Here is a 12,903-nt window from a genome sequence, read left to right on the forward strand (position 1 = left end):
ATCTTCCCGTGCCTGGAAACCATAGGTAAATTCAATGCTTCTCGCCGGCGATATGCATCACCAGCCGCTCAGCCTCGAGCTCCGCCGCGCGCTGGGCGCTGATGGCATTGGCGTTGGAATCCGGAATGATGCCCTGCATCATCGCGGCGCGCTTGATGATCTCGGAAATGCCCTGGATCAGCAGCAGCACGCAGGCGATCATGATCAGCGATTTGGCGGGCCATTGCGGCAGTCCGCCGGCGCTGAACGATTGTTCGTTCTGGTGGTATGACACCAGAAAGAAAGGCACCGACGTCCACAGCAGGATCAGGGTGAAAGGCAGTAGAAAAAACACGTGGCCGATCATGTCGATCCAGCCACGAACCTTGAGCGGCATCGCATGATTGATGATGTCGATGCGGATGTGTTCGTTGCTCAGCAGCGTCCATGGCGAGCACAGCAGGAAAACGATGCTGAACAGCACCCATTGCAATTCGAGAAAGGAATTCGAGGAGACGTCGAATACCTTGCGGATGATGGCATTGGCCGCCGAGATGATCACAGCGACAACAATCAGCCAGGATATCCAGCGACCGACCAGCGTATTGAACGCGTCGATCCTGCGGCTCACCCCAAGAAGTGTTTGCAACAATCCCTCCCGATCTCGCTCCCCATTCGCCCATGCGCGGCAGCACGGCGGCTCTTGTCAGCCCTTGGGACGTGAAGCGCCGGCACCATTTCAGCGCATTGTGCCGCCGTCAATTGGAAGTTGGTTGATATTCAAGGGGAATATCGCTCCGGCATGCGGTCGTGCGGCGCCCGGCACTGGCCGATGGCTACCCCTCGTCACGCTCATATGGCGGCTGACGCTCGGCCGGTTGGGGCGGCAGTCGATCCCTTGGTCGGGGGCCAGGCCGGTGAACATTTGCCCGATTCCGCAGCAGTCGGATCGCTGGCTGACATCAAGGATCAGGCTGGGGCGTGCGCCTGCCGATTGTACAGGCACGCGCCCCAGCGCTGGTTCGCTCAGGAGACCGTCAGAAGTCCCAGGAGATCGGCACCCAGCGGAAGGCGTCGCCGTCGATGGCCACCCGGCCCGTGGATGGGAACGGCAGGTGAGTGGCCACCAGCAACTCGCCGGTCGCCGCCAGATCCTTCAAGAGGCGGGTCCGCACGCGGGCGGCCTCTGCGGGGTCGTGTTCGAAGCCGTTATACCAGTCTGGCTCTTCGAACCCGACCGTGAATACGGCGTCGCCGGCGAAGGTCAGTGCGTCGTTACCGGACGCCAGGCGAACCACGCTGTGACCGGGCGTATGGCCACCGGTGCGGCGGACGGTGACGCCGGGGGCTAGCTCGTGCGCGTCCTTGAACGTACGGAAATGGCTCCGGTATTCGGCCATGAACCGCTTCGCGGTCGCCCGAAGCGCGGCCGGGAAGCCGTCCGGCATCCTGGTCTGGGAAAAATCGGGTGCCTCCCAGAATGCCACCTCGGCGGTGGCCACGTGGATCCGCAGGTCCCGACGCAGCTGCTCCTTCACTCCTTCGACAAGCAGCCCGCCGACGTGGTCCATATGCAAGTGGGTCAGCACCACATCGGTCACCGACGCGAGGTCGATGCCGGCGGCCGCCAGTCGCCTGACCAACTGGCCGGCCCGCGGCAAATGCAGGTCCGGATCCAGTCCCAGCCCGGCGTCGACCAGGATGGTCTGTTCGCCGGACCACGTTCAGCGGCCAGTCGGACGCGTCCAGCGGCAGGAACTGATCGTGCATCCAGGCTGCCCGCGCCGCCGGTTCGGTGTTGTGTCCCAGCATGGCGTTCGGGAGCGGCAGCACGCCGTCGCTGATGACAAGCACTTCGATGTCGCCGATCTGCACCGCATAGCGCGACGGGACCAGTTCGTTGGCGCCCGATTGAACGGACTGTGAGTTCATTTGAAAGTTCATGGGTCTCTCTTGCTTGATGATAAAGATGCCCGGCTGTTGATGAGCGAGCCAGCCGCGCAGCCAGGGAAGGCGCGGCCGTCGTTTGGATGTGTGGTTACAGTTCGATCACGCGCTCGGGATCGGCGGCTGCCAGAGCGGCGGCACGTTCCGCGCGGGGCGGATAGATCCAGGCCGTATTGATTTCCTGCTTGGTCTTCTTCGCCACGGCGCCGATCATTTCGACCTTGGGGTCCCAGCCGCGGGTGAAGATCGCGCCCGCTTCGCCGAGGTCGAGACAGGTGACATAGGCCTTCTGGTGATAGGTCTTGGTCGAAAGACCCAGCAATTCAGCCGCAGCATTGTGACCGGCAAAGGCGCCCATGCGGATCGCGTGCTGGCACGACATCAGCGCGTAGTGGCCGAGATCGTCGCATGCCGCCCTCGCTGCGTCGCCGGTGGCGAAGACCGCTGGAACGGCGGACACGCGCAAGGCCTGATCGACCAGAAGACGGCCAAAATTGTCACGCTCGGCAGCAATTTGCGCGGTCAGCGGCGCGGCGCGCATGCCGGCTGCCCAGATCAGCGTTGACGTTTCGATCCGTTCGCCGCTGGTGAGTGTAACGCCGGTCGCATCCAGCGATGCCACGCCGGCGCCAAATCGGGTTTCCACCCCAAGCTTGCGCAACGCTTCTTCGATGAGGGGCCGTGGCTCTGTGCCCATCGCAGGCGCAATCACCGCGCCGCGCTCCACGATGATGATACGAGTCTCGACATCGCTGCCGAAGATGTCGCGCAGCCGCGCGGGCATCTCCGTCGCGACCTCGATGCCGGTGAAGCCGCCGCCGGCAACGACGACCGTGTTACGTCCCTTGGTGGCCGGCGCCGTGGCCAGACTCTGGATGTGGCGATCGAGGGTTACCGCGTCGGCGAGCTGATCGGCGCTGTAGCCGTGCTCGGCAAGGCCGGGAATGTTGGGGCGGAACAAGCGGCTGCCGGTTGCAACAACCAAACGGTCGTAGCTCACGGTCTGTCGCGTGCCGTCCGCATCTGTCGTGTGAACCTTGCGGCCGGCGGTATCGATGGTCTCGGCGCTGCCTTTGACATAGACGACGTCGATCGCCGCAAACAGATCGAGCAACGGCGCCGTCAGTGTCTCCGGCTTCGGCTCATAGAGACGCGGACGGACGACCAGCGACGGCTCCGGCGCAATCAGGATGATCTCCAGCTCGTCGGGCGAAATGCCCTGAATGTCGCGCAATCGTGCAGACGACAGTGCGGCATACATGCCGGCGAAGCCAGCGCCGATGATGACAAGTTTCATGTGATGGACTCCTGAATGGATTTTGAATGCGGCGCGGCGTTGCTCACGGCGATCAGCGACGCGGTGCGGTGAAGCAATCGGTCTTGATATCGATAGGGGCGCTCAGGTCGGCAAAGCGGGCTCGCATCCCGCCTGGCAGCTTCGGCTCCGTGAGGAGCGTTGAAGGTCGACCATGCGGAAAGCGGGCGTTGCCGGCCTCTCGTTGAAAGGGGTGGAAGCGAAGGCGGCGCATTGCGCGGCCTGTACCGGGACACTCCCGTCCTCACCTGCTGCCGAGGTCAGACGAACGGTCAGGGAAAGGCCGTACATCAGAGCGGTAGCTATCAGTCTTCTTCGCGGTGCGATCGCAAAGCTCGTCCAGGTCATCGTTGTCTCCGTCAGTTCGTGGACACAATGATGGTTTAGCTGTCGGGGCTGACCGCCGCCCCAGAGCGATTGAGGGAGTTGTCGCGCAATTGCTGCTAACGCACGCGCCGGCGCCAGTCGGTCGGCGTTTCTCCGGTCAGTTTGCGGAATGCGGCGGCGAAAGCGGTTTGCGAGGCGTAGCCGAGCGCCGCGGCCACCGACACCACGGAGACATCCGAGTCGCGCAACATGTTCATCGCCTGTTCGAGCCTGTGCTGGCGCAGCCAGGCATGCGGCGAAAGACCGGTGCTTTCCTTGAACGCGCGGCAGAAGTGGAAGCGCGACAATCCCGCATCCGCCGCCAGCGCACCGAGCGAGACGTCCGAGTCACTGTCAGAGCGAAGCCGTTCGATGGCGCGCATCAATGCCGGCGGCGACAGGCCGCCGATCACCGGCTGGGTCGTGACGGGCGCGCCGGCGTGAGCCGCCAGCAAACGCGTTGCAAGAAGGTCCGTCAGTTGGTGACGGAACAGGGCGTCCAGCGCCGCGCTGCCATCCAGAGCGTCGGCCGCGCTCAGCAGCAATCGCGCGGTGATCAGATCGGGGTGCGCCGTGCGATCCAGCAGATTGCGAGGGCCGGCAGCATCCGCTTCGCTGGCGACGCGCGCGAGCGTTGCCTGCGGGAGATTGAGATGAACGACATCCACCGGCCGATGAATGTCCCATCGGGACGAAGAGCCGGCCGGGATGATCGTGATGACGCCCGGACGCAGCGTTCCGTGGACCACGGACCTGCCGGTGCGTCGCTCGAAGCGCTGCGATCCGGCGGGGAAGGTCATGACCACGTGATCCGCCATCGGCCCGACAACATCGTGCAGTGGATCGTGCCGCCAGTGCGCGATGACGCCGCTGGACTCCTCGGCGACCATGCGGACAGGCGCCATCTTGAGAACGCGCGCCATCTCCATCGTGGCAGGGCGTGGCGCGGCGGATGCCGCTTCGTTGCCAACTGCGGCAGTTGCCGGCGCGGAATCATCCGGGTGGTCGGAATCTCTGCTCATCTCAACACCGGACAAACAGAGGGATGAGGCGCAGGAAAATCGATCTCAAGATCATTGCAGTCACCTGGTGATCTCACCGGAGTCTCCGGCGGCAGGACCATGTCGCAGAGCCAGGCGATCTGGACGGTTGGATCAGCGTTGCGACGCTGCGTTTCGTCTTGCGTCATCCAGGGGGGCGATACGGCCGGCGAGGTCTGATCCTGCTGGTTTGAAGAGGCCGGATGCACCATGTCGCAGATCGGAGATCGAGACCTTGGGCAAACCTTGTAATTTCCGCGCCTTCAGCTTGTTTCTTTGGCCTGCGACCGACGATCCGAACTTGCTGGAAGGAATGCGCAGCGCTGGGGCCTCAGCCTTGCTTGCGTCGTGTCGGCTCGGAGGAATGCCGGATGCCCATCGTGCGACGGATCTGCATTGACCCAAGGCTGCGCCTCGGCGTCCGCTGTGACCGGCTGCTGGTTTGGCGACCGCAGGATTTCGCCATGGCTGGCGATGGTCTGTGACTGGCGGATGACCCGACCAGGTTTTGCCCGGTCCCGGCAAGACAGGTAAAATCAGCCGCCCGTCACGCTCATATGCCGGCTGACGCTGGGCCGGTTGTGGCGGCGGTCGATGATGAAGTCGTGGCCCTTGGGCTTGGTGCCGATGGCGCTGTCGATGGCCGCGTTGAGCAGGTCGTTGTCGGCAGATGCGCGCAACGGCCGGCGCAGGTCGGTGGCGTCCTCGTGGCCGAGGCAGGTGTGGATGGTGCCGGTGCAGGTGATGCGCACCCGGTTGCAGGATTCGCAGAAATTATGGGTCATCGGGGTGATCAGGCCGAGCTTGCCGCCGGTCTCGGCAACCCGGACGTAACGCGCCGGACCGCCGGTATTGTCGGGCAGGTCGGTGAGGGTGTATCTGGCGGCGAGCCGGGCCCGCAGCAGCGACAGCGGCACATACTGATCGATGCGGCCTTCGCCGATGTCGCCCATCGGCATCACCTCGATCAGCGTCAGCGCCATGTCCTTGCCATGCGCCCATTCCATAAGTGCGGGGATCTCGTCCTCGTTGAGGCCCTTCAGCGCCACCGCATTGATCTTGACCGCAAGGCCGGCCGCGCGCGCGGCCTCGATGCCGGCCAGCACCTTGTCGAGATCGCCCCAGCGAGTGATGGTGCGGAACTTGGCGGGGTCGAGCGTGTCCATCGACACGTTGATGCGGCGCACGCCGCAGTCCGCCAGCTCATCGGCATATTTCGCCAGCAGCGAGCCGTTGGTGGTCAGTGTCAGCTCATCGAGTGCGCCGGTCGCAAGGTGCCGCGACAGCGAGCGCACCAACCCCATCACATTGCGCCGAACCAGCGGTTCGCCGCCGGTGAGCCGCAGTTTGCGCACGCCCTTGGCGATGAAGGCCGTGCAGAGGCGGTCGAGTTCCTCGAGCGTGAGCAGGTCGGCCTTGGGCAGGAAGGTCATGTCCTCGGACATGCAATAGAAGCAGCGCAGGTCGCAGCGGTCGGTGACCGATACGCGCAGATAGCTGATGGAACGGCCGAACGGATCCGTCATCGCGGACGGATTCGTCGCCTTCAACTGCTGTCCCAAATCCGCCATCGGTTTGCCTCAACGCCGTCTCAAGCTCTATGGAGCCAATGTAGGCATGGCAAGCGCCCGGCACAATCGCGCAGGACGATGTGTCGGACGCGTGGCGATCAGCGGGTCGGTGCCGGGAAGGGCGTTTCGGCGGCCGGAGCAGCAGCCGGCGCGGCGGCGGCAGGCTTGCGCCTCACCATTTTCCGTGCGGCGCGACGCGGCGGGGTCATCGGCTGAAGCTCGCCAACCACCGGATTCGGCTCAATCACCGTGGTGCCGGCGGTGAACATGTCGCCGGGATTCTTGGTGACCGACACCGGAACCGTCAACGGCTGGAACTTGGGCAAGGTGAATGTCACGCTGAAACCGCCGTCGGCGGTGACCGGAAGCGAGCAGGGCGTCTTGCAGGTTGCGCCGAGCGAGGTGCGCGCTTCCGCGCCTGGCGGAACGGATTCAAACTGAACGTTCACGGGCGGCGGCGCCGACCGGAAGGAATCCATGGAGAATGACGCGCAACCAGCAAGACTCATGCTGGCAACTGCAATTACGATGACTCGACGCATGTGTGACCCGTCTCTTTTGCGGCTGGCCGCAGTCCCCAGGTAACCATAGGAGCCTAGGTATTTTCGCGCAACCGTGCGGACAGGTTTCGTTAATCGATGGTTAACGTCGCCGGCTCCATGCTGGGTATGTGTAACCTAAGCAATTGGTTAGGCTATGCTTTGCGCGCCGTCGCCAGTTCTGCCACGGCGCCCGGCAGTTCGCGCATATGACCGATCAGCAGGTCCGGTTTGAGGTCGGCGATGGGGACATCGGTATAGCCGAACTCGACGCCGATAACCGGCACGCCGGCGCGGCGGGCAACCCCGACATCGGGGCCGGCGTCGCCCACCATGATCGCCGACGCCATGCTTCCGCCGGCGCGGGCAACGGTCTGCTGCAGGATGACCGGATTGGGCTTCGACACGCCAAAGGTGTCGGCGCCGCAGATCGCGTCGAATCGGGCGGTGAGCTCCAGCCGGTCGAGCAGCAGCTTGGACAGCCATTCCAGCTTGTTGGTGCAGACAGCAAAGCGGTAATTTTGCTCGGACAGCGCATTCAGCGCCTCCTCGAGCCCTTCGAACGGGCGGGAGAAGTCGGCAATATGGGCGGCGTAATGGTCGATGAAATCGGCGGTCAGGCGGTCGATGCCGGCCACTGTGGTGGTGCGGCCCTCCAGCTCTAGCCCGCGCTCGATAAGCTTGCGGGCGCCGGCGCCGATCATGTTGCGCGCCAGATGCATAGGGACCGGTGCAAGGCCCTCGCGGTCCAGCACGTAATTCAGGGCGTTGATCAGGTCCGGCGCGGTGTCCACCAGCGTGCCGTCCAGATCGAATACGACGATCGGCGAATGGCTCATGGAAGATCGCTAGCCGCCCTTTCGCCATCTGGCAAGAGAGGGTGGCTTCGGCCGGCGTCGGCGGCCGCCGTCACGATGCCTTGTAAGGGCCTGTTCCTCTGCGGCAAACAGCGCTAGATAAGCCGCCGCGTCACAGCGGCTCTGGCAACGCAACCGAGGACTTCGGCCCTTCATGACCATCGATGAACTGAAACGGCAGGCAGCGGCAAAAGCACTCGAATACGTCCGCGACGGCATGAAGCTCGGCCTAGGCACCGGTTCGACCGCCAAGCATTTTGTCGAACTGCTCGGCGAACGGGTGGCCGGCGGATTGAAGGTGATCTGCGTGCCGACATCCGAGGCGACGCGCGCCCAGGCCGAGAGCTGCGGCATTGCGCTGACGACGCTGGACGATGTGGACCGGCTCGACCTGACGGTCGATGGCGCCGACGAAATCGATCCGCAGCCGAATCTCATCAAGGGCGGCGGCGGCGCTTTGCTGCGCGAAAAGATCGTCGCAACCGCATCCGACCGCATGATCGTCATCGCCGACGAGACGAAATGGGTCGCGATGCTCGGCCGCTTTCCGCTGCCGGTGGAGGTCATTCCGTTTGGACTCGCAGCGACGCGCCGGGCCATTGTCGAAGCGTTCGCCCAAAGCGGCGTATCGGGGCAGATGGCGGTCCGGAACGGCAGCGACGGCCATGCTTTCGTCACCGATGGGGGCCACTGGATCATCGATGCCCATCTCGGGCAGATCCCCGACGCCCCCCGTCTGGCCGGACTGCTCAGTTCGATACCGGGCGTCGTCGAACACGGTCTTTTCATCGGACAGGCCAGCATAGCCATGCTGGCGGGCTCCGATGGTATTCGCATTTTCGAGCGGCCGTAACGCCGCGATCAAGGAGAACAAGATGACGTATCGTTCGAACCTGCTGCTCGCCGCCGGCCTTGTCGCTGGCCTGGCCGGCGCCGCGCTTCCGGCCCATGCCCAGCAGCCGCCGCAGGCGGAGAGCCGACCGATCAAGCCGGCGTCGCCGGCGGCGATTGCCGCGGCCAAGGAAATCCTGACCCTGAAGAACGCCAGTGCCATGTACCAGGGCGCCGTCCCGAACATCGTGCAGCGTACCAAGGACACGTTGCTGCAGAACAATCTGAACTACCAGAAGGACCTCAACGAGGTTGCCGTGATCGTGGCGCAGACCCTGGCTGGCAAGGAAAAGGAGATCGGCGAGCAGATGGCGCGGATCTACGCCAGCGACTTCACCGAGCAGGAGTTGAAGGATCTCGTGACGTTCTACAAGTCCCCGCTCGGTCAGAAGCTGTTGGCGCAGGAGCCGCAGTCGATCGCCGCCAGCATGAACTACATGCAGCAGTGGGCGCAGCAGTTCTCGGAAGAGGTCAACGGCCAATTCCGCGCTGAAATGCGTAAGCGCGGCAAGGAAATCTGACGGGTAGCTGAATTTTCCGGAGCGGCACATGAGCGACTTCGACGTCGATTTATTCGTGATTGGCGGTGGCTCGGGCGGCGTGCGCGCCGCGCGGATCGCAGCGGGCTACGGCGCACGAGTCATGGTCGCTGAGGAATACAGGTTCGGCGGCACCTGCGTGATCCGCGGCTGCGTGCCGAAGAAGCTGATGGTCTATGCGTCGCATGTGAAGCATGAGGTCGAGGACGCCGCCGGCTTCGGTTGGACGATCCCGTCGGCGACCTTCGACTGGCCGACCTTCATCGCCAACAAGGACAAGGAGATCGCCCGGCTCGAGGGCATCTACACCGCCAATGTCGAGAAGTCCGGCGCGGCCATCGTCAAGGCGCGCGCCGTGTTCGAGGATCCGCACAGGCTGCGGCTGTCCACCGGCGAGACCGTACGTGCGCGCTACGTGCTGATCGCCACCGGCGGCGCGCCCAATCACGGGCGCGAAATTCCCGGCATCGAACATGTCATCTCGTCCAACGAGGTGTTTCATCTTCCGGAGCTTCCGAAGCGCATCCTGATCCAGGGCGGCGGCTATATCGCGCTGGAATTCGCCTGCATCTTCGCCGGCCTCGGATCCGACGTGACGGTGGTCTATCGCGGCGACAACATCCTGCGCGGCTTTGACGAGGATGTTCGCAGCCACGTGCGCGGCGAGATGGAAAAGGAAGGCATCACGATCCTGACCGGCTGTACCGTCGACAAGGTCGAGAAACACAGCCACGAATTCACGGCAACGCTGTCGAACGGGTCGAGCATTGCTGCCGATCAGGTTCTGTTCGCGATCGGCCGGCATCCCAACGTCGCCAACCTCGGGCTTGAGATAGCCGGGGTGGCGATCAACCCCGCCAATGGCGGAATCGCGGTCAACGAATTTTCGCAGACCAACGTGCCGCATATCTACGCGGTGGGCGATGTCACACATCGCACCAACCTGACGCCGGTGGCGATCCGCGAGGGCCATGCCTTCGCCGATACCGTGTTCGGCAAGCGCAGCGTGAAGGTCGATCACAGCAATATTCCGACCGCTGTCTTCACACAGCCGGAGGTTGGCACCGTCGGCATGACCGAAGCCGAAGCCCGCGCCGCATTCAGCCATGTCGACGTCTACAAGACCAACTTCAAGCCGATCAAGGCGACGTTGTCCGGCAGCGAAAGCCGCGTGTTGATGAAACTGATCGTTGTTGGCGTCACCGACGTGATCGTCGGCTGCCATATCGTCGGGCCGGAGGCCGCAGAGCTGATCCAGGTGCTGGGCATCTGCGTGAAGTTGAAGGCGACCAAAGCGGATTTTGACGCCACCATGGCGGTGCATCCGAGTGCGGCCGAAGAACTGGTGACCATGCGGACGCCGACCGCGCGGTACGTGCGCGAAGCGGCGGAGTAGTCACTCCGGCTCGCGTTGCAGCCACTCGGCCGCGCCGCGCCACAGCGTGTCGCGATGTTGCGGCCGGAAGAATCCGAAATGCCCGATCTTTGCTGCGCCGACGTCGGCCGGCGCGATGGTGGCGACCTCCGGCCGGATCGAGGTGAAGCCCGAGCACAGAAGGTCGACCGCCGGGCGGGTCGCCCAGGGGTCGTCGGAGAATGTCAGCGCGCGCAGCGCGCCGCGGTAGCGCGGGAAGTTCGACAGCGCACGCAGGCGGACGTCGTCGAACAGGTAGCGTTGGCTCATGACCCAGCGGACCCACTCCAGGAAGACGCCCTTCGGCAGATCCATGCCGAGCCCCGTTCGCGCCGGGGCATAGCCCATGAGCCGGGTCAGCGGGACGCCAACGAATTTCAGCAGGACATAGATGCGATAGCGCTCCGGTGCGGTCATCAGGCCCCAGTAGCCGGCCTGTGCGGCGACAAACAGCGCGCGCGCAACCTCGGTATTGTTGGGCAGCAAACCCAGCGCCTGGCCGCCGAAGGAGTGGCCGACATAGCCGAGCGGCATGGTGTGGTAGCGTTCGCGCATCCAGCCGACCGCTGCCGTTGCATCCAGTGCCGCCCAGTCGGACATCGAGGCCTTGAAGCCGACCAGGGATCTCGACCGGCTGTTGCTGGCCGGCGATGGCTGCCGGGAATCGCCGGTGCCGCGATAATCATAGGTCAGCACGGCGCAGCCGCGGCTGGCGAGGTAGCTGGCAAATCCCCGGTAGATGCGGCGCGGCACCGCGGTGGCGGAGTTGATCAGGACGGCATGGCTCCTGGCGCCGCGGGGCAGGTACAGGGTCGCGCCGAGCGGATATCCGTCGGTGGCGGGGAAGGTAATATCGTCGACGAAGACGTCGTCCAGCGCAGCCTCGACCACCTCGCATTCTCCCTGCGGCAGAAAGCCCAGCAAATGCGAATTTGGCATTGGCTGCAAGGGGTTGTCTCGCGGGACCGATTTCCAACTGGCGATCTCCGGCCAGCCTGTGTATAACGCGGCCTCCCGACGCCTGCCCAATGGCGCGGATTTCAGGAGTTGAAGCGATGGCTGAGCGGTGGACGCCCGATAGTTGGCGCAGCAAGCCCGTGCAGCAGATGCCGGTCTATCCGGATCTGAAGGCGCTGGGCGATGTCGAGGCGCAGCTTGCGACCTTTCCGCCGCTGGTATTTGCGGGTGAGGCGCGCAACCTGAAGAAGGCGCTGGCCCGAGTCGCAAAGGGCGAGGCTTTCCTGCTTCAGGGCGGCGATTGCGCCGAGAGCTTTGCCGAGCACGGCGCCAACAACATCCGCGATTTCTTCCGCGCCTTCCTACAGATGTCGGTGGTGCTGACCTATGCCGGCGCGGTGCCGGTGGTGAAGGTCGGCCGCATCGCCGGTCAGTTTGCCAAGCCGCGTTCGTCGCCGATGGAGAAACTCAACGGCGTCGAACTACCGAGCTATCGCGGCGACATTATCAACGACATCGCCTTCACGGCGGAATCGCGCACCCCGGATCCGCAGCGCCAGCTGAATGCCTATCGGCAGTCGGCGGCGACGCTCAACCTGCTGCGCGCTTTCGCCACCGGTGGCTTCGCCAATCTCGGCAGCGTGCATCAGTGGATGCTCGGCTTCCTGAAGGACTCGCAGCAGTCGCGCCGTTACAAGGAGTTGGCGGACCGGATTTCCGACGCGCTGAATTTCATGCGCGCCTGCGGCCTCAATCTGGAAAGCCACCCTGAGCTGCGCTCGACCGACTTCTACACCAGCCACGAAGCGCTGCTGCTCGGTTACGAGCAGGCCTTCACCCGCGTCGATTCCACCACCGGCGACTGGTACGCAACATCCGGGCACATGATCTGGGTCGGCGACCGTACCCGACAGCTCGACCATGCCCATATCGAATATTTCCGCGGCATCAAGAACCCGATTGGCCTGAAGTGCGGCCCGTCGCTGAAGCCGGACGAGTTGATCAAGCTGATTGACGTCCTCAATCCCGACAACGAACCGGGCCGTCTCACGCTGATCAATCGTTTCGGCGCGGACAAGGTCGGCGACCATCTGCCGGGGCTGATCCGCGCCGTGCAGCGGGAAGGCCGCAGCGTGGTGTGGTCGTGCGATCCGATGCATGGCAACACCATCACCTCGAACTCGGGCTACAAGACCCGGCCGTTCGATCGCATCCTGTCCGAGGTGAAGTCGTTCTTCACCATCCACCAGGCCGAAGGCACCCATGCCGGCGGTGTGCACCTGGAAATGACCGGCCAAAATGTCACCGAATGCACCGGCGGCGCGCGCTCGATCAGCGACGAGGACCTCAACGACCGCTATCACACGGTCTGCGATCCCCGCCTCAATGCCGAGCAGGCCATCGACATGGCGTTCCTGATCGCGGAGCTGCTCAAGCAGGACCGCGCCGGCAAGGACGAGCCGCTGCCGGTCGCGTCGGGGCTGTGAT

11 protein-coding genes and 1 pseudogene are annotated in these 12,903 nt (G+C 64.2%); 4 read left to right on the forward strand and 8 right to left on the reverse strand.

The annotated features are described in order from the left end of the window. Positions 1 to 31: 31 nt before the first annotated feature. The 7 genes and pseudogenes from ACUXVA_RS18480 to ACUXVA_RS18510 all read right to left on the reverse strand — a co-directional run bounded on the left by ACUXVA_RS18480 (position 32) and on the right by ACUXVA_RS18510 (position 7,596). Positions 32 to 628, reverse strand: a complete 597-nt coding sequence (locus ACUXVA_RS18480) for a TRAP transporter small permease subunit (RefSeq protein WP_265079001.1) — start codon at positions 626 to 628, stop codon at positions 32 to 34. Positions 629 to 1,016: 388 nt separating this feature from the next. Then, positions 1,017 to 1,923: pseudogene (locus ACUXVA_RS18485) on the reverse strand (MBL fold metallo-hydrolase). Positions 1,924 to 2,017: 94 nt separating this feature from the next. Next, a complete protein-coding gene (locus ACUXVA_RS18490; protein WP_445487429.1) occupies positions 2,018 to 3,223 on the reverse strand; it encodes an NAD(P)/FAD-dependent oxidoreductase in 1,206 nt (401 codons plus the stop codon). Between the two features lie 461 nt (positions 3,224 to 3,684). Then, positions 3,685 to 4,629, reverse strand: a complete 945-nt coding sequence (locus ACUXVA_RS18495; RefSeq protein ID WP_265078999.1) for a helix-turn-helix transcriptional regulator — start codon at positions 4,627 to 4,629, stop codon at positions 3,685 to 3,687. 554 nt (positions 4,630 to 5,183) lie between these two features. Beyond that, the gene (gene moaA, locus ACUXVA_RS18500; protein ID WP_265078998.1) at positions 5,184 to 6,218 is read right to left on the reverse strand and encodes a GTP 3',8-cyclase MoaA; all 1,035 of its coding nucleotides are present in this window, start codon (positions 6,216 to 6,218) and stop codon (positions 5,184 to 5,186) included. A 98-nt stretch (positions 6,219 to 6,316) separates the two neighbouring features. Then, positions 6,317 to 6,667: a hypothetical protein gene (locus ACUXVA_RS18505; protein ID WP_320109637.1), complete on the reverse strand. Its 351-nt coding sequence runs from the start codon at positions 6,665 to 6,667 to the stop codon at positions 6,317 to 6,319. A gap of 245 nt (positions 6,668 to 6,912) precedes the next feature. Then, positions 6,913 to 7,596 carry an HAD-IA family hydrolase gene (locus ACUXVA_RS18510; RefSeq protein ID WP_265078996.1) on the reverse strand — a complete coding sequence of 228 codons (684 nt, stop codon included), beginning with the start codon at positions 7,594 to 7,596 and terminating at the stop codon, positions 6,913 to 6,915. 172 nt (positions 7,597 to 7,768) lie between these two features. Here ACUXVA_RS18510 and rpiA point away from each other — a divergent pair, with 172 nt between their 5' ends. From rpiA to gor, 3 genes are read left to right on the forward strand one after another with little or no spacing between them, the layout of a single operon-like run. After that, positions 7,769 to 8,467, forward strand: a complete 699-nt coding sequence (gene rpiA / locus ACUXVA_RS18515; protein WP_445487432.1) for a ribose-5-phosphate isomerase RpiA — start codon at positions 7,769 to 7,771, stop codon at positions 8,465 to 8,467. Positions 8,468 to 8,489: 22 nt separating this feature from the next. Continuing rightward, entirely contained in the window at positions 8,490 to 9,026 is a 537-nt protein-coding gene (locus ACUXVA_RS18520) for a DUF2059 domain-containing protein (RefSeq protein WP_265078995.1), read from the forward strand. A gap of 28 nt (positions 9,027 to 9,054) precedes the next feature. Next, complete coding sequence (gene gor, locus ACUXVA_RS18525) at positions 9,055 to 10,440, forward strand: glutathione-disulfide reductase (RefSeq protein WP_265078994.1); 1,386 nt, start codon at positions 9,055 to 9,057, stop codon at positions 10,438 to 10,440. On the opposite strand, the gene ACUXVA_RS18530 is transcribed toward gor, so the two are convergent. Continuing rightward, on the reverse strand, positions 10,441 to 11,397 hold the full coding sequence (locus ACUXVA_RS18530) for an alpha/beta hydrolase family protein (RefSeq protein WP_413776531.1): 957 nt from the start codon (positions 11,395 to 11,397) through the stop codon (positions 10,441 to 10,443). 116 nt (positions 11,398 to 11,513) lie between these two features. On the opposite strand from ACUXVA_RS18530, the gene ACUXVA_RS18535 reads away from it, so the two are divergent. Beyond that, a complete protein-coding gene (locus ACUXVA_RS18535; protein ID WP_265078992.1) occupies positions 11,514 to 12,902 on the forward strand; it encodes a class II 3-deoxy-7-phosphoheptulonate synthase in 1,389 nt (462 codons plus the stop codon). The last annotated feature ends 1 nt before the right edge of the window (position 12,903 follow it).

This window comes from Rhodopseudomonas sp. RCAM05734, from assembly GCF_052658035.1.

Coding starts and splice junctions, on each gene's coding strand:
- ACUXVA_RS18495 (WP_265078999.1), bottom strand. CDS start 4,629: ATGAGCAGAGATTCCGACCACCCGGATGATTCCGCGCCGGCAACTGCC.
- ACUXVA_RS18520 (WP_265078995.1), top strand. CDS start 8,490: ATGACGTATCGTTCGAACCTGCTGCTCGCCGCCGGCCTTGTCGCTGGC.
- ACUXVA_RS18535 (WP_265078992.1), top strand. CDS start 11,514: ATGGCTGAGCGGTGGACGCCCGATAGTTGGCGCAGCAAGCCCGTGCAG.
- ACUXVA_RS18510 (WP_265078996.1), bottom strand. CDS start 7,596: ATGAGCCATTCGCCGATCGTCGTATTCGATCTGGACGGCACGCTGGTG.
- ACUXVA_RS18490 (WP_445487429.1), bottom strand. CDS start 3,223: ATGAAACTTGTCATCATCGGCGCTGGCTTCGCCGGCATGTATGCCGCA.
- moaA (WP_265078998.1), bottom strand. CDS start 6,218: ATGGCGGATTTGGGACAGCAGTTGAAGGCGACGAATCCGTCCGCGATG.
- ACUXVA_RS18530 (WP_413776531.1), bottom strand. CDS start 11,397: ATGCCAAATTCGCATTTGCTGGGCTTTCTGCCGCAGGGAGAATGCGAG.
- gor (WP_265078994.1), top strand. CDS start 9,055: ATGAGCGACTTCGACGTCGATTTATTCGTGATTGGCGGTGGCTCGGGC.
- rpiA (WP_445487432.1), top strand. CDS start 7,769: ATGACCATCGATGAACTGAAACGGCAGGCAGCGGCAAAAGCACTCGAA.